This is a genomic window from Tardiphaga sp. 841_E9_N1_2, assembly GCF_051811065.1.
GTDB lineage: Bacteria > Pseudomonadota > Alphaproteobacteria > Rhizobiales > Xanthobacteraceae > Tardiphaga > Tardiphaga robiniae.
Genome location: NZ_JBPWQC010000001.1, coordinates 1,603,715 through 1,627,258, shown reverse-complemented (window position 1 = coordinate 1,627,258; position 23,544 = coordinate 1,603,715). Strand labels below are relative to the sequence as shown.

22 protein-coding genes are annotated in these 23,544 nt (G+C 62.4%); 20 read left to right on the top strand and 2 right to left on the bottom strand.

The window, feature by feature from the left end:
• Nucleotides 1-26: 26 nt before the first annotated feature.
• The 5 genes from AB8A50_RS07695 (at nucleotide 27) to AB8A50_RS07675 (ending at nucleotide 5,522) form a co-directional block, all read left to right on the top strand.
• The gene (locus AB8A50_RS07695; protein ID WP_089265630.1) at nucleotides 27-1,367 is read left to right on the top strand and encodes an MFS transporter; all 1,341 of its coding nucleotides are present in this window, start codon (nucleotides 27-29) and stop codon (nucleotides 1,365-1,367) included.
• Nucleotides 1,364-2,404, top strand: a complete 1,041-nt coding sequence (locus tag AB8A50_RS07690) for an NAD(P)H-quinone oxidoreductase (RefSeq protein WP_439077316.1) — start codon at nucleotides 1,364-1,366, stop codon at nucleotides 2,402-2,404. Before AB8A50_RS07695 ends, AB8A50_RS07690 begins: the two co-directional genes overlap by 4 nt.
• Before the next feature lie 18 nt (nucleotides 2,405-2,422).
• Nucleotides 2,423-3,469, top strand: coding sequence for an Ldh family oxidoreductase (locus AB8A50_RS07685; protein ID WP_439077315.1), 1,047 nt, complete (start codon nucleotides 2,423-2,425; stop codon nucleotides 3,467-3,469).
• Between the two features lie 90 nt (nucleotides 3,470-3,559).
• Complete coding sequence (locus tag AB8A50_RS07680; protein WP_439077314.1) at nucleotides 3,560-4,462, top strand: 3-keto-5-aminohexanoate cleavage protein; 903 nt, start codon at nucleotides 3,560-3,562, stop codon at nucleotides 4,460-4,462.
• A gap of 13 nt (nucleotides 4,463-4,475) precedes the next feature.
• Nucleotides 4,476-5,522 carry a tRNA-dihydrouridine synthase gene (locus AB8A50_RS07675; protein ID WP_439077313.1) on the top strand — a complete coding sequence of 349 codons (1,047 nt, stop codon included), beginning with the start codon at nucleotides 4,476-4,478 and terminating at the stop codon, nucleotides 5,520-5,522.
• Here the strand turns inward: AB8A50_RS07675 and AB8A50_RS07670 are convergent.
• Nucleotides 5,519-6,343, bottom strand: a complete 825-nt coding sequence (locus AB8A50_RS07670; RefSeq protein WP_439077312.1) for an IclR family transcriptional regulator — start codon at nucleotides 6,341-6,343, stop codon at nucleotides 5,519-5,521. The two genes, AB8A50_RS07675 and AB8A50_RS07670, sit on opposite strands and share 4 nt — an antisense overlap.
• Nucleotides 6,344-6,560: 217 nt before the next feature.
• On the opposite strand from AB8A50_RS07670, the gene AB8A50_RS07665 reads away from it, so the two are divergent.
• From AB8A50_RS07665 to AB8A50_RS07600, 14 genes are all read left to right on the top strand, one after another.
• Nucleotides 6,561-7,502, top strand: a complete 942-nt coding sequence (locus AB8A50_RS07665) for a DUF6282 family protein (protein ID WP_439077311.1) — start codon at nucleotides 6,561-6,563, stop codon at nucleotides 7,500-7,502.
• A gap of 79 nt (nucleotides 7,503-7,581) precedes the next feature.
• Nucleotides 7,582-8,481, top strand: a complete 900-nt coding sequence (locus AB8A50_RS07660) for a hypothetical protein (RefSeq protein ID WP_439077310.1) — start codon at nucleotides 7,582-7,584, stop codon at nucleotides 8,479-8,481.
• A 39-nt stretch (nucleotides 8,482-8,520) separates the two neighbouring features.
• Nucleotides 8,521-9,285 (top strand): HpcH/HpaI aldolase family protein, encoded by a 765-nt coding sequence (locus AB8A50_RS07655; protein ID WP_089265623.1) that lies wholly within the window; start codon nucleotides 8,521-8,523, stop codon nucleotides 9,283-9,285.
• Between the two features lie 67 nt (nucleotides 9,286-9,352).
• The gene (locus tag AB8A50_RS07650; protein ID WP_439077309.1) at nucleotides 9,353-10,504 is read left to right on the top strand and encodes an ABC transporter substrate-binding protein; all 1,152 of its coding nucleotides are present in this window, start codon (nucleotides 9,353-9,355) and stop codon (nucleotides 10,502-10,504) included.
• A 5-nt stretch (nucleotides 10,505-10,509) separates the two neighbouring features.
• The gene (locus AB8A50_RS07645; RefSeq protein ID WP_439079934.1) at nucleotides 10,510-11,229 is read left to right on the top strand and encodes an ABC transporter ATP-binding protein; all 720 of its coding nucleotides are present in this window, start codon (nucleotides 10,510-10,512) and stop codon (nucleotides 11,227-11,229) included.
• A complete protein-coding gene (locus tag AB8A50_RS07640) occupies nucleotides 11,201-12,184 on the top strand; it encodes a branched-chain amino acid ABC transporter permease (protein ID WP_439077308.1) in 984 nt (327 codons plus the stop codon). The genes AB8A50_RS07645 and AB8A50_RS07640 overlap by 29 nt, the downstream gene beginning before the upstream one ends.
• 2 nt (nucleotides 12,185-12,186) lie before the next feature.
• On the top strand, nucleotides 12,187-12,960 hold the full coding sequence (locus AB8A50_RS07635; protein WP_439077307.1) for an ABC transporter ATP-binding protein: 774 nt from the start codon (nucleotides 12,187-12,189) through the stop codon (nucleotides 12,958-12,960).
• Nucleotides 12,953-13,840: a branched-chain amino acid ABC transporter permease gene (locus AB8A50_RS07630; RefSeq protein WP_439071886.1), complete on the top strand. Its 888-nt coding sequence runs from the start codon at nucleotides 12,953-12,955 to the stop codon at nucleotides 13,838-13,840. The genes AB8A50_RS07635 and AB8A50_RS07630 overlap by 8 nt, the downstream gene beginning before the upstream one ends.
• Before the next feature lie 30 nt (nucleotides 13,841-13,870).
• Complete coding sequence (locus tag AB8A50_RS07625) at nucleotides 13,871-14,569, top strand: NAD(P)H-dependent oxidoreductase (protein WP_439077306.1); 699 nt, start codon at nucleotides 13,871-13,873, stop codon at nucleotides 14,567-14,569.
• Nucleotides 14,566-15,336 carry an SDR family NAD(P)-dependent oxidoreductase gene (locus AB8A50_RS07620; RefSeq protein ID WP_439077305.1) on the top strand — a complete coding sequence of 257 codons (771 nt, stop codon included), beginning with the start codon at nucleotides 14,566-14,568 and terminating at the stop codon, nucleotides 15,334-15,336. The genes AB8A50_RS07625 and AB8A50_RS07620 overlap by 4 nt, the downstream gene beginning before the upstream one ends.
• Before the next feature lie 500 nt (nucleotides 15,337-15,836).
• Nucleotides 15,837-17,363, top strand: coding sequence for a porin (locus AB8A50_RS07615; RefSeq protein ID WP_439077304.1), 1,527 nt, complete (start codon nucleotides 15,837-15,839; stop codon nucleotides 17,361-17,363).
• Nucleotides 17,364-17,586: 223 nt separating this feature from the next.
• On the top strand, nucleotides 17,587-18,555 hold the full coding sequence (locus AB8A50_RS07610) for a Bug family tripartite tricarboxylate transporter substrate binding protein (protein WP_120286764.1): 969 nt from the start codon (nucleotides 17,587-17,589) through the stop codon (nucleotides 18,553-18,555).
• Nucleotides 18,556-18,649: 94 nt separating this feature from the next.
• The gene (locus tag AB8A50_RS07605; RefSeq protein ID WP_231081046.1) at nucleotides 18,650-19,411 is read left to right on the top strand and encodes an SDR family NAD(P)-dependent oxidoreductase; all 762 of its coding nucleotides are present in this window, start codon (nucleotides 18,650-18,652) and stop codon (nucleotides 19,409-19,411) included.
• A 91-nt stretch (nucleotides 19,412-19,502) separates the two neighbouring features.
• On the top strand, nucleotides 19,503-20,918 hold the full coding sequence (locus tag AB8A50_RS07600) for an aldehyde dehydrogenase family protein (RefSeq protein ID WP_439077303.1): 1,416 nt from the start codon (nucleotides 19,503-19,505) through the stop codon (nucleotides 20,916-20,918).
• A gap of 447 nt (nucleotides 20,919-21,365) precedes the next feature.
• Here AB8A50_RS07600 and AB8A50_RS07595 read toward each other — a convergent pair whose 3' ends face one another.
• Entirely contained in the window at nucleotides 21,366-22,562 is a 1,197-nt protein-coding gene (locus tag AB8A50_RS07595; RefSeq protein WP_439077302.1) for a hypothetical protein, read from the bottom strand.
• Between the two features lie 43 nt (nucleotides 22,563-22,605).
• On the opposite strand from AB8A50_RS07595, the gene AB8A50_RS07590 reads away from it, so the two are divergent.
• Nucleotides 22,606-23,253: a TetR/AcrR family transcriptional regulator gene (locus AB8A50_RS07590; RefSeq protein WP_439077301.1), complete on the top strand. Its 648-nt coding sequence runs from the start codon at nucleotides 22,606-22,608 to the stop codon at nucleotides 23,251-23,253.
• Nucleotides 23,254-23,544: the final 291 nt, after the last annotated feature.

Here is a 23,544-nt window from a genome sequence, read left to right as displayed (position 1 = left end):
CGGCCAACAAGATCGACGAGGAAACCATGAACGTGGATCGCGAAAGCGAAGAAGCCCTGATGAATCGCATCATGTGGCGGGTCATGCCGCTTGTGATGGCGATGATGATGCTGGCCGTGATCGACCGGTCGAATGTCGGCTACGCCAAACTGCAGATGGCCAGCAGCCTGGGCATGTCCGAGACCATGTACGGACTGGCGTCCTCGCTGTTCTTTATCGGCTATTCGTTCTTTGAAATCCCGAGCGCCTTGGCCGCGCATAAGTTCGGCGCGCGGCTCTGGTTTGCGCGTATCCTGCTGACATGGGGCATGCTGACGGTGCTGCTGGGTTTCAGCATGACCGGCTCGATGTTTGCGGCGGTGCGCTTTCTGGTCGGCGTGGCCGAGGCGGGGGCGTATCCGGGCATCATCTTCTACCTCACGCTCTGGTTTCCCAAGCGCTACCGCGTGCAGGCCGTGGCGCTTCTCACCATCGGCAGTCCGCTCGGCAACATGTTCGGCTCGCTGTTTGGCGGCATCCTGCTGGATTTCGATGGCATGCTTGGCCTCGCCGGCTGGCAGTGGGTCTTCATCGCCACCGGTGCGCCTGCGGCCATCCTGTTCGTTCTGGTGATGCGCTATCTCCCCGACAATCCGCAGACGGCCGGTTTCCTGTCGTCCGAGGAGAAGGAGCGGCTGGCGGCCGCGCTCGGCCGCGATGAAATCGCCACCACCATGCATACCAGTCCGCTCCGCGTCCTGATCGACGCAAGGGTGTGGTGGTTTTCGTTCGTCTACACGCTGATCACGCTGTCACTCTACGGAATCATCTATTGGTTGCCAACGGTCGTCAAAGGATTCGGCACGACCGGCACGCAGAATGGTATCTTGAATGCACTGCCATGGGCTGTGGCTGCCGCGGTCCTGGTCTGGCTCCCGCGCCATCTGCGCGAGCACCGCACAGTGCTGATCGGCATGGCGGTGATCGCTTTGTGCGGGATGGGGGCGTTCTTCACCTCGACCCTGCTGACCGAGAACTGGATGCGTTATGTGGCGCTCGCGGTTGGCACCCCATGCGTCTCGCTGATGTTTCCATGCTTCTGGTATTTGCCGTCGCAGATCTTCAAGGGGGCGCATGCGGCGGCGGCGATTGCAGCCATCAGCACGATCGGCAGTCTCGGGGGCTTTGCCGCGCAGAATCTCATGCCCTGGGTCGCGGGCTTGTCGGGCAGTGCGCTGGCTGCGATGTCGGTACCCGCCCTCAGCCTGGGTCTGCTGGCCGCCAGCGCATTCGCGATGTTGCTGACATGGCGCGTCCTGCCGAAGACGGACGGCGAGAGTGAGGTCACTGTTGCGGCTGCTGCCGCTCGCCGGCAGGTCGTGTCATGACGGCGCTTCCGTCGGACATGCGGGCGGTCAGGATCGCCCGCTTCGGCGGTCCCGAGGTGCTGGCGCTTGGCGAAGAGGCTTTGCCGACTCTGGCGCGCGGCGAAGTGCTGGTGCGTGTGGTGGCGGCCGGCGTGAACCGGCCAGACATCCAGCAGCGCCGCGGACTCTATCCGCCGCCGCCCGGTGCAACGGAGATTCCAGGCCTCGATATCGCGGGTATTGTGGTCGCGACAGCGCCAGATGTGAACTGGCCGCGGGTCGGCAGTGCGGTCTGCGCCTTGGTCACAGGCGGCGGCTATGCGGAGTATTGCAGCGTGCCTGCCGTGCAATGCATGTCGATCCCTCGGGGATACGACTTCGCACAGGCTGCGGTGCTCCCCGAGGTGCTGTTCACCTGCTGGAACAACGTCATTCTGCTCGGCAAGCTTGCGGAGGGTGAGAGCATCCTCGTACAGGGTGGCACCAGTGGTGTCGGCATGGCGACCATCCAGATCGCAAAACTGCTGCGATCCGCGCGTGTCTTCGCCACGGCCGGGTCGGAGACGAAGCGTCAGATCTGTCGCGATCTCGGCGCGGAGATTGCGCTCGACTATCGCTGCGATTGGGTCAAGCCCCTGGTGGAGGCGACCAAGGGGCAGGGCATCAATGTCATCCTCGACTCGCAGGCTGGTCCTTACACCAATCTGGAACTGGAACTGCTCGCCTTCGATGGCCGCCTTGTCCTGATCGCGAGTCATCTCGGCGAACGCGCCGATATCAATGTCCGGCAGATCGTGCGCCGCCGGCTGACGCTGACGGGGTCCACGATCCGGCCGCGTCCGCCGGAATACAAAGGCTGGATTGCCAAGGCCCTGATGCGCGAGGTCTGGCCATTGCTCGAGGATCGGCGGATGCGACTCAACATCTGCGCGGCATTTCCGCTGGAGGACATGGCCAAGGCGCATGCCCTGATGGATGCCAATGAGCAGATCGGCAAGGTCGTGCTGATCGTCGATCCGGCCCTTGCCTATGTGGTGCCGGATGGCCGGTCGAACTAGAGCACGAAAGACGACGTGATGAGTGATGTCCTGTCAATGCCGGTCGCGGCGGCCGAGGAGTTTCTCGCGGATCTGTTCGAGCGCGCCGGCCTTCCGTCGCTGGCATCCGGGCAGATGGCATGCGCGCTGGTCGACGCCGATGTCGCCGGTCTCCCGTCGCACGGCCTGTCGCAGGCCGAGATGTATATCCGCCGGCTTCGCCTTGGCAGCGTGTCCTCCGCCGTGAAGCCGATCGTGGTTGAGAGCCGCGCGGCTATGGCTGTGTTGGATGCGCAGGGCATGTTCGGCCATCTGGCGGGTGACGCGGCCATGCAGATGGCCATTGAGCGCAGCAAAGAGACGGGCGTCGGTGTCGTGGCCGTTCGCAACAGTTTTCACTTCGGCGCGGCGGCCCGGTATACACGTCAGGCAAGCGCTCGTGATTGCATCGGCATCGCCATGTGCAACACTAAGCCAATGATGCCGGCGCCCGGCGGTCTTGAGAAACTGGTCGGCAACAATCCGCTCTCGATCGCTCTTCCGGTGTCTGACGGGCCCGAATTCGTGCTGGACATGGCGCTGAGTGAAGCGGCGCTCGGCAAGATCCGCGTCTATGAGCGGGAAGGGAAACCGCTCCCGCCGACATGGGCTGTCGACCGCAACGGCCAGCCCACGACGGACGCCAAGGCCGCGATCGACGGCATGTTGTTGCCGTCGGGCGGTGCGAAGGGCTTCGGCCTGTCGCTGGCGATCAATCTCATGTCCAGCTTGTTGTCGCAGGGGCCTGGCGGTGACGAGGTTGCGCCGCTCTATGGCGACCTCTCGAAGCCGTTTCTGTGTTCGCTGCTGTTTCTGGCGATCGATATCGAACACTTCCGGCCGGCCGACGGCTTCCGCAATGAAGCATCCGCCGAACTCGCAAAAATTCGCGGGTCGCGCGCGCAGGTACCGCCACACACGCCGGGTGAACGCAGCTGGACGAAGCGCCAGAGCGACGGCGACCGGATTGATATTCCACGCGCATTGTCCGCGACGCTGAACGCGCTCGCAGAGGAAATGGGATCGCCAGAGCGTCTGCCGTCCTGACGGCACGCGCTGCCAAAATGCAGCACCGTAAAAATCGCAATGAGATCGGCCGTCATGTCGATGGCCGCAGAACGAACAGGAGTAGGGGCGATGCAGGCGCCGCGTCAAAAGGTCTTCATCACTTGCGCCGTCACCGGCAATCTGACCACGCCGGAACAGACACCGCATCTGCCGATCACTCCGGCGGAGATCGCCGAGGCCTGTCTCGGGGCGGCCGAGGCCGGCGCCGCGATCGTGCATATCCATGTGAGGGACCCATCGACCGGGAAGCCTTCAATGGAGCTCGCCTATTACCGGGACGTCGTTGAACGGATACGTGCTAAAAACACCCAGCTGATCCTCAACATCACCACGGGGCCCGGCGGCCGTTTCGTTCCATCCACGGACCAGCCGCGAGTCGCAGCGGCGGGAATGACACTGATCGCACCTGAAAAACGTGTCGACCACATCGCTGCGCTTCGCCCGGACATCTGTACCCTCGATCTCAACACCATGAATTCGGGCAGGGAAGTCGTCATCAATACACCCGGCAATGTCAGGCGGATGGCGAAGGTGATCCGCGAAGCCGGGGTCAAGCCGGAGATCGAGCTGTTCGATTCCGGCGATATCGCGCTGATGAATGATCTGCTGAGGGACAACACCCTCGACGGGCCCGTACTCTGCTCGTTCGTCATGGGTGTTCGCTACGGCTTCCAGCCAAGTCCCGAGACGGTCATCTACGCCCGCAACATGTTGCCGCCGGATGCTCAGTTCACCGCAATCGGCATCGGCAAGACGTCATTCCACAATGTCGCGCAATCGTATTTGTGTGGCGGACATGTTCGCGTCGGTCTGGAAGACGCCGTCTATCTGTCGCGTGGACAGCTCGCGCCATCGAACGCGGCCATGGTGGAGAAGGCCCGCCGCATCGTCGAGGAACTCGGTGGAGCGATCGCATCGCCACGCGAGGCGCGCGAGATCATTGGCCTTCCTACCCGCCTTGCGGAACACTGAGAGGACTGACGGGATGACGCGTCTTAACGTGGCCGTCGGTCGGACGGCTCTCAAGAATCCGCTGATAGCGGGATCAGCCGAGCACCATATCAACGCTGAAGGCGTCCGCCGCGCGCTGCGTGCCGGCGTCGGCGCGGTGGTGGTCAAATCCGTCAACGAATCCGAGCGTGGTCGTGATCAGCTGCAGCGGGCGGAGTATATGTTGCTCGACAGCGAGTGGCGCGAAATGGCGTGGACGCCGAATGCGCCTGACACGGCTTTCATCGCCTGTCGCTCCGGCCTGACGCCGCAGAGCTTCGATGCGTGGCTCGATCAGACGGCCCGGCTCGATCGCGAAGCGAGAGTGGTGGACGCTTATGCGGTCGCGAGCTTGATTGTTGCGGATGTCGCGCGGACGGTCGAGATGGCCAGGCAGGTCGAGCAGGCCGGCGTGCGCGTCCTCGAACTGAATATCGGCACGCCCTATGCCAGCCAGGCAAAAGGTGTGGTGTCCACCGAACTCGATCCCGCGCGGGTGTCCATGATCGTGTCTGCGGTACGGCAGGTGATCGGCATCCCGCTATGGGTCAAGATCACCGGACAGAGCGAGCGCGTGCCGGACCTGGCAGATGCTGCATTTCGTGCAGGCGGCGAAACGGTGGTGATGGCCGGGCGGCTGCTCGGCTTCATACCGGATGTCGAGACGATGCAGCCGTTTCTGGGAACGACGCTTGGCGTCGGTGGCTACTGGAATCTGCCGCTTACCTGTCACTGGCTGGCCGTGTCGCGGCAACAGCTTGGCGGCGACAAGCCTCTGATCGCGACCAACGGCGCACGCACGGGTCTCGATGTGGCGCGCATGATGCTCGCCGGCGCCAGCGCGGTGGAGATGGCATCGGCGGTGATGCTGCGCGGCGCAACCGTGCTGTCATCCGCGCTGGAGGAATTCGACGCTTACCTGCGCGGCAAGCGTATGACCGCTGTTGAACTGATCGGCAGGGCTGCAGACCAGCGCAAGACGTTTTCCGACATGCCGCTGCGCACCGACAACTGGAGAAAATACATTGCCGATCAGCTTTAACGCGGGCGCGCCGTCCGCGCGCTGCGCTTGACGGGTGTTGGCTGATGAGTGCCGCGTCCGTGCCCGAGCTTGTGCGAGATCTGGCGTGCCGCCTCGATGAGCTGGGCGACGTCGGACGGCCGTGTCTTCTCCGGGAGGACCTGGATCGATGCCACGATGGCGACCGAGGCGATGCAGGCATCCTGCGCGTCAAAGATCGGGGCGGCCACCGCATTCATCCCGATCAAGCTCTGCTCGGGGGCCGTGGCAAAACCAAGACGTACGATCTCAAGATATTCCTGTTCGAGCTTGCGGACGGACACGACGGTCTTGTCGGTGAAACGCTGCAAGGGCTGCGCGAGGACACGCGCCCTCATGGGGCTGGGAGCGAAAGCCAGCAGGACCTTTCCTTGCGCCGACGCATGGAAGGTCAATTCGCTGCCCGGCCGAACGCCGAGTTCAATCGCTGCCGTGCCCGACAGCTTGTGCAGGATCAATGCGCCGCGCGGCGTCATCTCGGAGAGCACGACGAAATGACCAAGGGCATCACGCAACTGCCGCATCGGGCCTTCCGCGAGCTGGGTAAGATCCGCATCCGGCGCATGCCGGGCGAGCAGCCGGCCCTTCGGACCGATGCTGTAGCGCGAGGTGCTGGAGTTCTGCGTGAGATAGCCGCGGTCGACCAGCGTCTGCAGATGTCGATGCACCGATCCCTTCGTCATGCCCAGACGGTCGGCGATCTGCGTCACGCCCAGTTCATCGTCCGAGAATGCAACGGCCTCCAGTACGTCGATAGCCAACTGCACGGAGTGGACGCCGCCGCCTGATCCTGAATCGCTCATCGTTTCTCAATTTCATGTTCCCGAGTGCTGAACAACGTAGCGGAGTGGATTGCAAGCGCAATGTGATTCATGGGTGGAGGTTCGCGATTGCAGTCCCCGAAACTATTGACACGACCGTGCGCCGACCACTATCTTTAAATGAAACGATGTTCCGCTCTCGCGAACATCAACGCAGTCCACGGTCTTCAAGGCCGTCGGGCTAAAATGCGGTGAGGGAATGACAGAGATAACAGACCCCAAGGTCGAGGCGCGCATCGACGCGTTGCTGAAAGGCGCGATCGATCCGCATGTTCATAGCGGGCCGTCCATCGCGCCGCGTGGCGTCGACCACGTCACGCTGCTTCGGCAGGCCTCGCAGGCGGGGTTTGCTGCGGTCGTTACCAAGGATCACGACTACAGCGGCGTCATGACGGCCGAGCTGATCCGGCAGCACTTTCCTGAGCTGAAAACAAAAATCTATTCCAGCATCGTGCTCAATAATGTGGTGGGCGGCCTCAACCCCTATGCAGTCGAACACACCGCTGCGCTGGGCGGCAGGATCGTCTGGCTTCCGACGCTGGCCGCCGCAAACCATCTGCGATGGCAGGCATCGGCCAATTGGGTTCATCCCGCATCCACCGATCGGATGCGACCGGTCACCGCCATTCCCGTCCTCAACGACGACAAGTCGGTGCGCGACGACATGAAGGAAATTCTCGATATCGTCGCGCGCAACGACATGGTTCTGGCCAGCGGCCATCTGCATGTCAGCGAGACCTGGGTGGTCTTCAAAGAAGCGCAGCGCAGGGGCGTCAAGCGCCTGGTGTTCACTCATCCCGAGGACATCGTCGATGCGTCGTTAAACGACGTCAAAGGCATCGCAGCGATGGGGGCCTTCGTCGAACACTCGCTCTGCATGTTCCTTGACGGCTGCAAGTTCAAGAGCCGCGAGGCCGAGGACCTGCGCGACCAGATCGAGGCCGCGGGCGTGGAGCAGACGATGCTGTGCTCGGACCTCGGCCAGACCGGGACCTTCAGCCCGCTCGATGGCTTCCGCCGCGGCATCAGGCTCTGCATGGATCTGGGCTACGACGATGATCAGATCCGCAAGATGGTCTCCGGCAACACCGCGCGCGCGCTGGGTATCGAAGCGGACGTAGCCGCGGCGCGGGCCAGTTAGCTTTCCGGACAAGGCACAATCTCAGGCCGGCGCATTGTGAAACGCCGGCTCCCCGAATTGATATCAAGGGAGATTCCATATGTACGACACCACCGATCCGAGGGCCAAGCTTGCGCCCGCAGCCGCAAACGCAACGCCTGCGGGTCCTTTCGGCCAGGCGGAGTATCTGCGCTTCTATGACGAGCCGCCGCAGGAAGATGGACCGTCAGGCAAGAGCTGGTATGGGCGCGGTCAGAACTTCTTGCTCGTGCATACGGAGGGAAAGGCGGGCGGCGTGCTCGCGCGCGAGGAGCAGCCGGACGAATACGCCGTGCTGTTGTCCGACCCCAAGGTGGTCGTGGAGATCACCACGGCGGAGGGCACGAAGCGCGTCAACGGCCGGTCGCTGGCCTTCGTGCCGCCAGGACGGTCAAGCATCAAGATCATTGAAGCCGGCAAGATCGTTCGCATCTTCACCACGCGGTCGGAGGATCTTGCGGCGAAATGCGCCAATGCGGCATCATATGCCACGGCCAAGCCTTACGTCGGACCGCTGGAGCCGTGGCCCGCGCCGAAAGATGGCTTTCGTCTGCGCGTCTACAGCCTCGACGTGCCGCCGGAGCCGGGCCGCTTCGGTCGTATCTGGCGCTGCACCACGATCATGGTGAACTATCTCGACGGCTATAAAGGCCCCCGCGATCCCAGCAAACTGTCGCCGCATCATCACGACGATTTCGAGCAGTGCTCGCTCGCGGTTGAAGGGGAGTTCATTCACCATCTGCGCTGGCCCTGGACGATCAACAAGAAGAACTGGCGCAAGGACGATCACGAACTGTGCAAGACCCCGTCCATCGCAGTCATTCCGCCCCCCTCGATCCACACAACCGAGGCCTGTGGGAGTGACTTCAACCAGCTCGTCGACATCTTCTGTCCGCCGCGGCTCGACTTCTCGCAGAAGCCCGGCTGGATTCTGAACGCCGATGAATATCCGATGCCGTAACCGGCAGTCCACCCAGCAACGGCAACAGGATTATCAAAGATGACAACTGCTTCCACATTCCGGCAGCGTATGCTTGGCGGCCAGAAACTTGTCGGAACGTTTCTGAAGACACCGACCGGTCACGGCACCGAAATCCTCGGCGATATCGGCTATGATTTCGTCGTGATCGATCAGGAGCACGGTCCATTCGATCGCACCAGCAGCGACATCGCGCTGATGGCTGCGCGGGCAACCGACACGCCGGCGCTAGTTCGGGTGCCGGGACCGGAGGCCATTCTCTCGGTGCTGGATTGCGGCGCCACCGGCGTCCTGGTGCCCCATGTGAAGAGCGCGGCCTATGCGCGCGAGGTGGCAGCAATGTTGCGCTATCGCGGTGGCAGCCGCGGCTTTGCGACCAGCACGCGTGCGGGTCGCTATTCCGGCATACCGATGTGGCGACACATTGCGGATTCGGATGCCCGGATGGTGTTCGTAGCCCAGATCGAGGATCCGGTGGCGCTGGACGAGATTGACGCCATCGCCGCCGTCGACGGCGTCGACTCGCTGTTTATTGGGCGGGGCGACCTGACCGCGGCCTTTGGCGATGAATCGAAAGATCCGCCCGATGTGTTGCGCGCAGTCGAACGCATCTCGGAGGCAGCACGCAAGGCCAACAAGCCGATCAGCGTCTATGTTGGCAATGCGAGCGAGGCCGCCTGGTTGAATTCGCTCGGCGCCAACGTCTTCGTGCTTTCGTCGGATCAGGGCTTTCTGCGCCAGGCGGCGACTGCCGCCTTGCGCGATGTCCGGGACAAGGTTGGATGAGCACGCGTTAGATCGATCAATCTGCAATCAGCGCTCAAGCTGAAAAAACAGACAGGGGGACGGAGACATGAGACCACACAAGGCGTCAATTTGCGCCACGCTGTTCGCGCTCGCGCTGGCACTGCCGGCGTCAGCGCAGCAGACGATCAAGATCGGATCGTCGCTGGGTTTGACGGGATACGGGTCGGCGACCGACGGTCACTGGCGTGACGGGATGCAGATCGCCATTGAGGCGGTCAATGCGCAAGGCGGTGTCCTGGGCAAGAAGCTCGAACTGGTGATCGAAGACAACAAGTCGACGCCGCAGCAGGCAGTGGTCGTCTATCGAAAAATGATGACAGACGACAAGGTCGCCGCCTTCGACAGCGGCTGCATCTCGGCCGGCAACTTTGCCGCCGCGAGCTTCGTCTCCAGAGCCAAGTTGCCGATGTTTCTCTGTTCCATTCTGCCGCGCCAGCCGGACGAGCAGAAGTGGGCCTTCCAGTTCCTGCCGCCACCCAAATTCGAGGTGGATGCGCGCTATCAGTATCTCAAGGACAAGACCGATATCCGTAAGGTCGGAATCCTCTCCGATCCGAGCCCGTACAGCCTGTTGATGCGCGGCCTAGCGGAAAAGGGCGCCGAGGAATTCGGACTGACCGTCGTGGCCAATGAGTCCTACCAGCAGGACGACGCCGACTTCAGCGTTCAGATCGGGCGCATCAATGCGGCTGGCGCCGGGGCGATCATCATGCTGGGGCAAGGCAATGCGGTGGTAACCGTCGTCAACAACATCCGCAGCCTCGGCCTGACCAAGATGCTGATGCTGGGCAGTATCAACGAGCTCGATATTCTGCTCTCGGCGGGCAAGGTGCTTGGCGACCAGTATCTGGTCCCGTCGCCGCTTATTCAGGTGGCAGCCGACGACATCAAGGTCATCACGGATCCCGCCGCCCGCGCGGCCGCGGAGCCGTTCGTCAATGCGATGAAGGCGAAGTTCGGCAAGTCCGACAACGCGCAGGCCTCGCGCGCCTGGGACTCGATCATGATGATGGCTGCCGCCATGAAGAAGGCGAATTCGACCGATGGGACGGCCGTACGCGATGCGTTCGAGAAACTCGGCCATTACGACGGTGCGGGCGCGTCCTACGACTTCAGCGCGGAGAACCATATCGGGATTATCAAGAATCCCTACGTGATCGCCTCCGTGAAGGACGGCGTTCTGGTTCTCAAGAAGTGACGGCGATGGCGGGCATTGTCCCCCTGATCGCTGTCCGCGATCTGACGGCCCGCTACGGTAATATCGAAGCGCTGCGGTCGACCGCGCTCCATGTGGCGCCCGGTGAGTTCGTGACCATTCTGGGACCGAACGGAGCCGGCAAGACCACCTTGCTTCGCGCCATCACGCGGCTGATCGCCAGCACCGGGCAGATCGTGTTCAACGGCCGGGATGTCACTCATCTACGCACCCATGAGCTGGCCGGGCTCGGTATCATCATGGTGCAGGAAGGGCGGGGCCTGTTCGGTGACATGAGCGTGCGGGAGAATCTGCAACTGGGCGCCTACAAACTGTCCGGACCGCAGGCCCACAGCGAGCGGCAGCTAGAGAAGGTGTTCTCCCTGTTTCCACGGCTGCGCGAGCGTATCGACCAGACCGCATCGTCTATGTCGGGCGGCGAGCAGCAGATGCTGGCTGTCGGCCGGGCACTGATGGCCGATCCAAAACTGCTCATTCTCGACGAGCCGTCGCTCGGCCTTGCGCCGCGCGTCGCTTCCGAAATCCTGTCGACGCTCGGCGCCCTCAACAAGGAGGGTCTGGGTATCTTGCTGGTCGAGCAGAAAGCGCCGCTGGCGCTCAAGCTCGCCCAGCGCGTTTACATTCTTGCCTCTGGAAGCGTTCGGGCCGAGTTGCCGACGCACGAGATTGAATCGCACCATGACCTTGCTCGCTATTACTTCACCTAAGCCGGTTGCGCGTCTCGACCGGTTCTCCATCGGCCTGCTTGGGGCGGGCGCGCTGCTGTTTGTCGCCGTGCTGATCTATGGCGGCTATCTGCTGACGGTGATGCAGCTCGCGATGATCTATGGCATCTTCTGCCTCGGATTGAATTTCTTCATGGGCTATACGGGGCAGGCGTCGTTCGGCCAGAACGCCTTCGCCTGCATCGGCGGCTATGGCAGCGCCATTCTCTGTGTGCAGTACAACTGGGAGCCTGCGCTTGCCCTGATCGCCTCGATGGGCGTGGCGGGAATAGCCGCGCTGGTGATTGGCTATCCGACGCTGCGTCTGCGCGGCCACTATCTCGCGATGGCGACCTTCGCGCTGGGCCTCATTACCTATGACATCTCGGTCCAGTGGACCAGCCTGACCCAGGGCTATATGGGCTATGCCGGCATTCCACCGCTCGGCATCGGCAGCCTGACCGTCGAGGACGAACGGCTGAAGCTGCTCTGCCTCGGAGGGCTGCTGCTGGTCGGTTTCTGGATCTCGCAGCGCCTGCGCGATTCCCGTTTTGGCCGCGGACTGCGCGCCATTTCCGGAAGCGAGAACGGCGCCGCTGCGCTCGGCATTCGGATTTCGCGCTTCAAGCTTATCGCCTTCGTCATCGCCGGATTGTATGCGTCGGCCGCCGGATCGCTGTTCGCGCATACGGTCGGCTTCATCAGTCCCGAAGTGTTCGGCCCGCAGATGGTCATCGTGACCTTCACGATGCTCTATGTCGGAGGCGTCGGTACGCTGATCGGTCCGGTGATCGGCGCAATCGTCGCATCGCTGTTGCCGGAAATCTTCCGTAGCACCGGCCGCTTCCAGGACATCGCCTATGCGCTGGTGCTGCTGCTGATGCTGATCTATGCGCCTAAGGGCCTCTCTGCACTTGGTGGACTGTTTCGGCCGCGCAAAGACAAAGGGGAGGCGTGACCATGGCGCTCCTCAAGGTCAAGGGTCTGACCAAGCGTTTCGGCGGGCTGCTCGCCAATAACGAGATCGATTTCGACGTGCCGCAAGGCAGCCTGTTCGCGGTCATCGGTCCGAATGGCGCGGGCAAGACGACATTCTTCAGCATGATCTCCGGCTTCCTCAATTCGACCTCGGGAAGCATCGCCTTTGACGGCAGCGACATCACGCGCATGCGCCAGGATCAGATCGCCCCCATGGGGCTGATCCGGACGTTTCAACTAGTGCAGCTGTTCAAGGGCATGTCCGTCGCCGAGAACGTCGAGGTCGGTTGCCACCTCGCGACCCGAGGCGGTGTCGCTGCGGCGCTGCTGCGGCCCTCCTGGTTTCGCCGGCAGGAAGCCGAGGTTCATGAACGGGCGCGCGAATTGCTTGATTTCGTCGGGCTCGGCGCGCAGGCCGATCTCGATGCCGAACTGCTGCCGTATGGTCAGCAACGGCTGCTCGAAGTCGCACGCGCACTCGCATCCAAGCCGCGGCTGCTGCTGCTCGACGAGCCCGCCGCCGGTCTCAATACGCAGGAGACCGACGCGCTCGCGCACATTATCCAGAAGATCAACCGCCAGGGCACCACGGTGCTGTTGATCGAACACGATGTCGGTCTGGTCACACGGATCGCGCACCGGATCGCGGTGCTCGATTTCGGACGAAAGATCGCCGAAGGCACTCCGGACGAAATCAAGGTTCATCCCGAAGTCATTGCCGCCTATCTCGGCATAGAGGAGGCAGCCAATGCCTAGCGCAGTCGAACTCGTTCAGAGTCTGGTCAACGGCGTCGGTATCGGACTGATCTACGGACTGGTCGCGATCGGATTTTGCGTCATCTACAATGCCAGCGGTATCGTTAATTTCGCGCAGGGCGTGTTCGTCATGCTCGGCGGCATGTTCGCGCATACGCTGCTGACCCAGTTCGGCCTGCCGATCTACGTCTCGGCAGTGCTGTCCACGATCCTGGTCGCGGGTGTCGGCGTGCTGGTCCAGATCGCCATCATCAATCCGATGTGGCGTCGCAAAGCGCCGTTGTTCGCGATCATCCTCGCGACTCTGGCGATCCAGCTTCTGATCGAACAGGTCGTCATTCTCACGCTGGGCGATCAGCCGCGGACCTACCCTGAATTCACATCCGGCGGGCCGTTGAAGATCGGGCCGATCGCGATCGGCTATCAGTTGTTCTGGGTGCTCGGATGCGGCGCCTTGATGGTGTTCGCACTGACGCAATTCTTCAACCGCACGCGGATGGGGAGGGCCTTGCGAGCCTGTTCGCAGAACCGCGAGGCCGCCGCACTGCTCGGCATTCCCGTCGAGCGCATGCTGATCGTGTCATTTGCACTCAGCGCCGCTTTGGGCGCCGCCGCCGGCATTCTCATTACGCCAACGCAATACACGGCCTACAGCGTCGGCGGTCCGTTCGGCATCAACGGTTTCATCGCGGCGATCATCGGAGGCTTCGGCAGTGCGCCGGCGGCGTTGATCGGCGGCATCTTTCTTGGCGTTATCCAGTCCGGCGCCATCGTGTTCTTCGGCGCGGGCTTCAAGAACATCGTGGCGCTGACGGTGCTGCTCATCGTCCTCCTGTTCTTCCCGAGCGGATTGTTCGCCGGCAGGGCGAAGAGCGCCTGATCCGATGACGTCGCTTGTGAGAGTATCGCGATGAATGTCTTGATGGTCTATGCACATCCCGAGCCGACGTCGTTCACTGGCGCCCTGAAGGACGCCGGTGTCGCGACGCTGCGGCAGGCCGGCCACGCGGTGGTGGTTTCCGATCTGTATGCCGAGCAATTCGATCCGGTCGCCGGGCGGCACGATTTCAGTGCGGTGGCGGACGCGGAGCGGTTTCACTATCAGACCGAACAGGCCCATGCGCATGGCACCGGCGGTTTCGCGGCCGACCTGGTGCGTGAGCAGCAGCGTTTTCGCGACGCCGATCTCGTCGTCTGGCTCTACCCGATCTGGTGGGGCGGCATGCCGGCCATTCTGAAGGGCTGGTTCGACCGCGTCCTTGCCTTTGGCTTCGCCTATGCCGATGGCCGCCGCTTCGACAGCGGTTTCTTTCCCGACAAGCGGGGTCTGTTGTGCCTCAGCACCGGCGGCACCCGGCAACGGTTCTCGGCCGCCGACGTCTATGGCGATATCCAGACTGTGCTGTGGCCGGCACAGCGCCTGATGATCGAGTATCTTGGCATGACAGCTCTTGAACCGTTCGTCGCTTACGCAGCGCCGCGTGTGGATGCCGAAGGCCGCGAAGTGTATCTGCGGCAATGGAGCCTGCGATTGCAAAAGGCAGTCGAAGACATAGCGCCGCACGCCGGCATCGCAGCAGTCACTCCCACGGAAACAGGCAGGTCATGAGCACCAGCGATCAAGGGCGGCCCGACCGGGATTCGTTGAGCAACAAGGTCGTGCTGGTCACGGGCGGGTCGCGCGGGATGGGAGCTGCGATCGCACGGCGTTTTGCCGGCGCGGGCTGTCGTGTGGCGATCGGCTACCGCAATGAGTCCGCGGCGGCGCATGCGGTACTCGGTGATATCGCCGAGTTGGGCCCGCAGGGCATCGGTGTCGCCGGTGACATTTCCAATCCGGACGACGCGCGGACGATGGTTGCGCAGGTCATTGCGCAGTTCGAGCATCTCGACATTCTGGTGAACTGCGCCGGCATTGCCGAATACCGGCCGTTCGAGGCGATCGACCTCGAGCTGTTCCGCGCCACCTTCGATACCAATGTCCTCGGCACGATCGCTGTTATTCAGGCGGCGCTCCCGCATCTGACCGCGCCGGGAGGACGGATCATCAATTTCTCCTCCGCACTCGCTACCCGGCCGATCCCGACCACCGCGATCTATGCGGCCTCCAAGGCGGCGGTTGCTGCCCTGTCGCATGCGCTCGCCAAGGAATTCGGCCCGCGCGGGATCACAGTCAACACGATCGCGCCCGGCGTGATCGAGACCGACATGACGACGCAGATCCTGGCCGAGCGCGGCGCAGGGATCGCGGCGATGACGCCGCTCGGTCGCGTCGGGCAGACCGACGACATCGCCGGTGTTGCGCTATTCCTCGCGTCGCCGGAGGCGAAATGGCTCACCGGGCGTACGATCATCGCCGATGGCGGCGTGAGCTGACGGAGCGCGCCAAACAGCAGTCCGCATCCGCTGCGGGATCGAACGACGCCGGTTCGACAATAGTTCGGCGGCATTCATACGCCGACCATGGATGCGCTGCCCTACACGCCCAATGATATCGCCGCGCGCGCGAGCCGCAGCGCGCGGCATCTTGCGGAGCGACTCACTAAATCGATAGCCGGCAGTTCCGCAGCGAGGCGATACGATACGAGCTCCATTGGCGGGCTCGCGATCATCGTTCTCGACGTGCGGCGCGCATGCGTTTTGATAGTTGTTCGCGATGACGAAACGGTACCCTTCGTTTGTGCGTCAATGCAACGCGAATGACACACTCCGTTCATCATTGGCCCGAAATTCGCCGCCATCGTTGACAGGCCGATCTCTCCATCAATATCCTATATCAAAACAGCGTTACGCCCTCGCGTACAACGAACGCGAGCCGGCGATGGGCGGCCAAGTAACATTTCACTGAGGAAACGAAGGCAATTCGGAGGGCTATAATGACGACGACTATCAAGACTCTTGTTCTCGGCTCGGCGGCAGGGATTCTCGCGATCGGCGGTGCATACGCAGCCGATCTTCCGGTGAAGGCCAAGGCGGTCGAATATGTGAAGATCTGTTCGCTTTACGGCGCGGGCTTCTATTACATCCCGGGCACCGACACCTGCATCAAGATCGGCGGTGCACTTCGCATCGATACCGCCTTCAATGCTGCGAGCAATTATGACGTGCCGTACTGGTTCGGCGGCGCCGGCGGCAACAATCTCTACACGAAGGACTATTTCAACACCAAGCCGCGCCTGACGCTGACCACCGATACGCGCACAGCGACCGAATACGGTCTGCTCCGCACATTCTCCAACATTCATTTCGATTTCGCGCAAGGACGTGAAAGCATCGCCGGTGGCTACGTCGAAGTGGATTTCGCGTTCATCCAGTTCGCAGGCTTCACCTTCGGCAAGGCCGTCTCGCAGTTCGACCCGCAATGGGCGCTCGCCAAGCCGACGATCGCCTCCGGCTTTTTCGCGGGCTCCAACAACGCGACCGGCATCCCGCAGCTGGCCTATACGGCGTCGTTCGGCAACGGCGTCTCCGGCACCATCTCGCTCGAGAATGCGTCGCCCTATCGCAATGCCGGCCTGTGGAACGTGAACACGTTCATCGTGGCGCCCGGTGCCTCGCAGTTCACCGGCGCATTCTACGGTTCGTCGTCGAACACGTTCCTCGGTAATGCCACCGGCGGCAACCATATGCCGGACGTTGTCGGCAACCTGCGCCTCGATCAGGCATGGGGCACGCTGCATCTCGCTGCAGCCCTTCATCAGGCGACGGCTCAATACTACACCAATGAACCCTCCGGCCACCCTGACGATGCCTATGGCTTCGCCGTAAGCGGCGCTGTCGAGTTCAAGAACCTGCCGACGGGCGCGGGCGACAGCCTCAAGCTGGAAGCCTCCTACGCCAAGGGCGCCGCGAAATACGTCTTCGCTGGGACGGTGGATACGCTGGGTGGCGGGCGGTTCGCCAAGTTCGATGGCAACACGGTCGGCTTCGGCTACGTTCTCGATGGTGTCTATGCGCCCGGCGGCCAGATCGTGCAGAGCTCGGCCTGGGAAGTCAGCGGCTTCTTCGAGCATTACTGGAACCCGGCGTGGCGCACCTCTCTCTTCGCCAACTACAGCCTCATCTCTTACGGCGACGCGGGCAATGCTCTGTTGGCAGGGGCATTCGCCTCGACCACGCGGGGCTTCGGCACCAGTTCGTCCTCGGCAGCGGCTTCGTCCGCCGGCGTTCTGTCCGGGACCAGCAACAACTTCGACTTTGCCACCACGCAGGTCGGCACCAGAACAGCCTGGACGCCCGTTCAAAATCTGACGCTCTCGGCGGAATTCATCTACAGCCGCATGGATCAGAGCCTGGGTGGCACCTACACCGGCAACGTCGTGGGCAAGCCAGCGGGCACATCCTACGCCGTGCGCGATCAGAACCTCTACAACGGCGCGGTTCAGATCCTGCGATCGTTCTGAGCCTGATCGACCACTGGGGCGGTGTTGAAAACAAGAGCCCCCGGCAGACGTGCCGGGGGACTGTTCACGCAAGCGCGTGAGCGAGCCATGCCGTACAGCGGAACGGCGGCACATTCCGCAACTTCGATAGCGGTTTGATTGTAGGACATCGAACAGGGAAAGCGCTGCGGAAGATGGCGCTGAACAAGTGGGCACAGCCTGCATCTTAAAAATCGGAGGAAACATGCGTGCATTGCTAGTCGGCCTGTGCGGTCTCGTGCTCGCCCTGACGCCCATTCACAACGCCGCCGCGCAAGGGTGGCCGGAACGGACCGTCACCATGATCGTGCCGTTTCCGGCAGGATCCGCCGTCGATACGCTCGCGCGCGCGGTCGGCCAGGCACTGAGCGAGGCGCTCGGCAAGCAGTTCATCGTCGACAATCGTGCGGGGGCAGGCGGTAGCATTGGCGGTGCGGCCGTGGCCAAGGCGAGCGCTGACGGCTACACGCTCCTGTTTGGCACGCCTGCGCCGATTGCGCTCAACAAGCTGATGTATAAGGGGCTGGCCTATGATTCCGAAAAGGATTTCACGCCGGTCGTTCTCGTCGCTAAGTCCCCGCTCATCGTGACCGCGCGCGCCGACTTTCCAGCGAAGACGTTCGAAGAGCTGATCGCTTATGCGAAGCAGAACCCCGACAAGGTCAATGTGGGACATCCCGGTAACGGCACGCTCGGGCACATCACGTCGGAATTGGTGCAGAGGTCCGTCGGCGTCAAGATGACCAACGTGCCGTATCGCGGCACATCACCGCTGATGACAGATTTGCTTGGCGGTCAGATCGATATCGTCATCGACTTCATGCCGACCTATGTACCGCTGGTTACCTCCGGAAAAGTTCAGGCGCTTGCCGTCACGACCAGCCAGCGGGCCGCGCAACTGCCGGCCGTGCCGACGGTGCAGGAGACGGGCTTCAAGGGCTTCGAGGCATCAGCGTGGTACGCCATGGTCGCGCCGACCGGGACGTCGCCAGAGATCGTCGCCAAGTTGAACAGCATCGTGAACGGCTTTCTTCAGAGTGAAAAGGGAAAGGCTATTCTCGGGCAGAATGCATTGCTGGGCGTCGGTGGATCGCCGGACGATCTCAAGGCATTCGTCGCGGCCGAACTCGCCAAGTGGCGGCCGGTAATCGAGGCGGCAAAAATTGCAATGTAGCAAGGGCGAGGCCGGCACCGCGCAGTGCAGCGTTATCCTGCTTGCGCTGGTCCGGGCTCGTCGTCTGACGATCGGGAGTGATTGAGTGACCGACATGATCCGCATCGATGTTCCCGCGCTATCGACTCCCACAGTGGCGCTCGTCACGGGCGGCGGCAGCGGGATTGGCAAGGCGACAGCGGCGCGGCTCGCCGCCAGCGGATCGGCTGTCGTGGTCGGCTACAACAGCCGCAAGGAGCTGGCGGAAGATGTCGTGAGCGGGCTGCAGGGTACCGGGCATCTCGCTCTGCGCATCGCGATCGACGATCCATCCTCTATCGCCGAAGCCGCGGCGCGGGTGGAGAAGGAGTACGGCCGGCTCGATGTACTGGTCAATTGTGGAGGCGCCACGACGCCAGTGCCCGCCAACGATCTTGACGCACTGACCGACGAGATCTTCGACCGGACCGTGACCGTCAACCTGCGGGGGCCTTTCGCCATGGTGCGCGCTTTCCGTCCATTGCTGGAGCGCGGCAGCGGCGCTGCCATTGTGAACATTTCGTCCATTGCCGCCCGCACGGGGCTGGGAAGCAGCCTCGCTTATCTCTCCGCCAAGGCGGGCGTCGACGCGTTGACGATCGCGCTCGCGAAAGTGCTCGCACCGAAAATCCGGGTGTTTTCCATTTCGCCGGCCGGCGTGGATACGGATTTCGTCGCCGGCCGGACGCGGGAACAGTTGCAGTGGGTCGCCGAAAAACTCCCGCTTGCCCGCATCACGACGCCCGACGATGTCGCAAGAGCGGTGATGGCCTGCATCGTCAGCCTGACGAGCTCGACGGGGATCGTCGTGCCCGTGGACGAGGGCAGGCACCTCTAAAGCACTCGGCGGCGGGAGTTGCGGCGAGATAGCGACGGCGGGGCCGCGAGCTCCAAACACAATGGCTATGTAGGCGTTACGGATGGAGAAGATGGACAAGCTGAAATTCTATATCGACGGCGCCTGGGTGGATCCCGTCACACCGTCAACTCTTGAAGTTTTCAATCCTGCGACGGAGGAGGCCTTCGCGCGGATTAGCCTGGGCTCTCGCCGGGATGTGGACCGGGCCGCGCAGGCCGCCCGCCGCGCCTTCGCGACATATTCCGAAGTGAGCGTGAAAGATCGCCTCGTCTATCTTCAGAAGATCATCGAGGGATTCAGGGCACGTCTGCCGGAACTGGCGCGGATGATGACGCTGGAAATGGGATCACCGATCACCTTTGCGACGGAGCGCCAGGCGACCGTTGCGCTGTTTCATTTCGAGGAAGCTGCGCGCGTGCTTGCGGACTACAGGTTCGAAGAACCAATGGGAGGCGGGGTCGTTCGCCGCGAGCCGATCGGTGTCTGCGGTCTGATCACGCCGTGGAACTGGCCGTTGAACCAGGTGGCTTCGAAGGTCGCGCCAGCGCTGGCCGCCGGCTGCACGGTCATTCTCAAGCCCAGTGAAATCGCTCCGCTGAGCTCCATGCTGTTCGCCGAGATCGTGCATGACGCCGGCATTCCAGCGGGTGTGTTCAATGTGGTGAACGGCGATGGTCCGACGGTGGGTGAGGCAATCGCCGGCCATCCCGAGATCGACATGGTGTCATTCACAGGATCGACGACGGCTGGTGTTCGGGTGGCGAAGCTTGCGGCGGATACGGTCAAGCGTGTCGCGCAGGAACTGGGCGGCAAGTCCGCCAATATCATCCTTCCGGATGCTGATCTGAAAGCTGCCGTGATACAGGGCGTTCACGCCTGCTACACAAATGCTGGCCAGAACTGCCAGTCGCCCACGCGCATGCTGATTCCGCGCGCACAGCGCGACGCAGCCTTCGCCGCGGCAAGTGAAGCCGTCGGCAGCATTCGTCTTGGCGATCCGCTCGATCCGGCGTCCACCATGGGACCTTTGGTGAGCCAGTCACAGTTCGAGAAAGTGCAGGACCTGATCCAGTCCGGCATCGACGAGGGCGCGACCCTAGTAACGGGCGGAACGGGCCGGCCGGCCGGGCTCAATCGCGGATACTACGTTCGCCCCACGGTGTTCGGCGACGTGACGTCGCAAATGAGAATTGCGCGCGAGGAGGTGTTCGGTCCTGTGCTGTCCATCATGAGCTATGACAGCGAGGACGAGGCCATTGAGATTGCCAATGATACGCCATTCGGACTGGCGGGCTTCGTGCAATCGCGTGACCGCATCCGTGCGCGCACCGTCGCCAATCGCATCCGCGCAGGACGTGTTTACCTCAACGGCGCTGCATTCGACCGGAGCCTGCCATTTGGAGGATACAAGCAGTCCGGCAATGGGCGCGAGTTCGGGGTTTTCGGCTTCGAAGAATATCTGGAGGTCAAAGCGATCATCGGGTAGCAAAGCCGGCTTCGCCCGCAAAACACGATAGCGGTTCGCCGCAAGTAGTCCGCCACGAGGCTGTCGTAGCTCTCGCGGTGCCGCGGTCGCGCGCTTCCTCCAAGTTGGCGCGCGGCCGCACATTTCTTCCCGCGGGGAAATTTGGGCTTCGACTTTGAGCCCGTGCCCGCAAATTGGCCGGGTCAGGTCATACGGCCTAAAGGACTAGACGTGACCTGTGGGCGGCTCTTGGCGCAAAGGAGACACTAGTAGCGCTGGTCTTCCATGGGACCGGGTCTTGGCTTCCAATTCGATGTCATTCGCACAGATGCTCAGTTCCTGAATAACATTTCCGCTCGCGGCCGGTCGAGGCTTGAAGGAGCACCTGGCGGCTGCTGGCGGTACAAATTTTCGGATGAAACCTCTTGGCTGAGAACTGGATGCCGACACCAATGGACCACTGCGAAGTCAGTATTCGACTTCAGTTAGCAGAGTGAGTGCAGAAACCCTCCCCGATGGGCGCAAATGGTGGGCCGAATGCAGACGCGGTGCCAAACGCACGATCTTGCGATGCCCGAACGCTAAATGGAAATAATTGTCGTCGGGCAGGAATTTGTTGTCCACGATTTCAACAAAACGCGTCGCCGTGACGGCTCGCAGGTCGAGAGAGAAACCGGCGTCGTCTTCACCAAGCACCGCACCAATCGTCTGGTCAACCGCCGACGTCGGGGGGCAAAGAAAATGAAAGGCCTCTCGAGGTTGATCGGAGTCCTCGGCTGCGAACGTTGCATGCACGGTGTCATGCGCCGCTGGCCCAAAGCGATAGCAGTGACCGGCGTCGAAGAACCGGTCGAACATCTCAAACGCCCCGATTGAAAGCTCGGCATGCGGTGCGATGGTCACATTGCGCACCGCTTCGATCACCGGCGTCTTGCCCTCTCTCAGGCAACGCAAGGTCAATTTGCCGGTGGCGGCCCGCGGCGTGTCGTTGACGAGATGCAGATAGAGCCCGTTGGTGCCTTCGTCAGTGATCGACAAGCGCAGCGGCTGCGAGGCGCGGCGCAGGGCGTAGAAGGCCGATTTCGGACGGCCGTCGGAATCCAGCAGGCCCCAGCCTGCGCCGGGCCGCGGGTCGCGCCACAGCCATATCAGTGCGCCAGCCGTAGTGGAGGCTGGGCGGCGCCATTCGTCGATCGTCCGTTCGATGACCTCGGCTGTGATCGCGCGCGATAGCTGGCGCCAGCGTTTGGGTTCGCTGGAGCGCAGGCTGCGGCCGTCTTCGTTCCACAGCGCCTGAAGATAATGCTCTCGCACATCGTCGAAATCCCAAGACGCGCCTCCGTCGCGCGGGACGCCGGCGAGCCAGCGTTCCGGATTGCGGACAGGATCGAGCCGATGGCTAGCGAAGTGACGATCGTCCGGCAGGTTGGCGAAAGCGAGACACTCGGAGGCAAAGCGGACATTGGCGCGGCGCGCATCGTCGAGGGGCCGCAAATAAGCGCCAACGCCGTAATAATGCGACGGGCCTGCCTCGGTCACGAAGGGCAGGGCGCCGCCCGACGGTGAACCCGGCACATAGGCGACGTCGCTGAAGCCTGCCAGAACCTCGGGAATGACGGTTTCCGCCAGCGGGACGTCGCGCATTTCGCGCGGCAGGCCCATCATCGCAGCTTGCTGACCAACCTCACTGTCAAGTACTGGAATTGTCGTGACCGAAAACAGCCAGGCCCGGCGCGGCCGGCCCGCCAACGAGGCGCTTGGCCAAACGATAGTCGACGCCGCGCGCGAACTTTTTGTGGAATTGGGTTTTCAGGCGACGACCTTGGACAAGGTCGCCCAGCGAGCGAAGATATCCAAGCTCAGCATCTATCGGCACTTCGAGAACAAGGAGGCGCTGTTCAGCGCGGCCATGGCGGCCAGCTGCCATCAGTTGTTTGCACCACAGGCCCTTCTTAAAGACGTCGACGGTTCGGTCGAAGATCAGCTCGTGGCGGTGGGATCATTACTGCTTCGCACGCTGTTGCGATCAGACGTCCGCAGTGTCGAAGCCATGGTCATGGCCGACAAGACGAGTCAAAACTCGTTAAGCAAGCTCCATTTCGAAGCCGGCCCCGCCCATGTCATCGCCCAAATCGAGGCCCTGTTGCGTGAGTTGCACGCGAAGGCGGTTCTAAACGTGCCCGATCCTCTTCGGTCCGCCCGCTTGTTTGCCGCGCTTTTCAAAGGATCCGATCTCCTGATTGTCGCACGTTTCGATGAGGCGAGAGCAGAGGACGAAATCGAATCCTATTGCCGGTCTGCCGTCGCCATGTTCATCGCCGCGCACTGTAGCAACGACCACGCGGGAGGCTCTTAAAGGCGGCTAACGATCTTCTTTACCGACGACAGAAGGCTTCGCTTCGCTGTCCGCGCGGTACAGCTGGGAGACCCCGAAATTGATTGGCCGCGGAGGGAAGCTAAATCAACTTAGCTTCCCTCCTACGACCACGAGTCCCGGGGCGCCCGTCCGCCCCTCATGGCGACGATGCGGTCGCAGCGCCGGCGGTACTGGGAGCTGCGAATGTCTAGGAACAGTCGGCGGCGCCAACCTCCACGGCATCTCTGCATCAGCTGAGAGTCCTAGCACCGCGGACGGTAGGCAGATTCG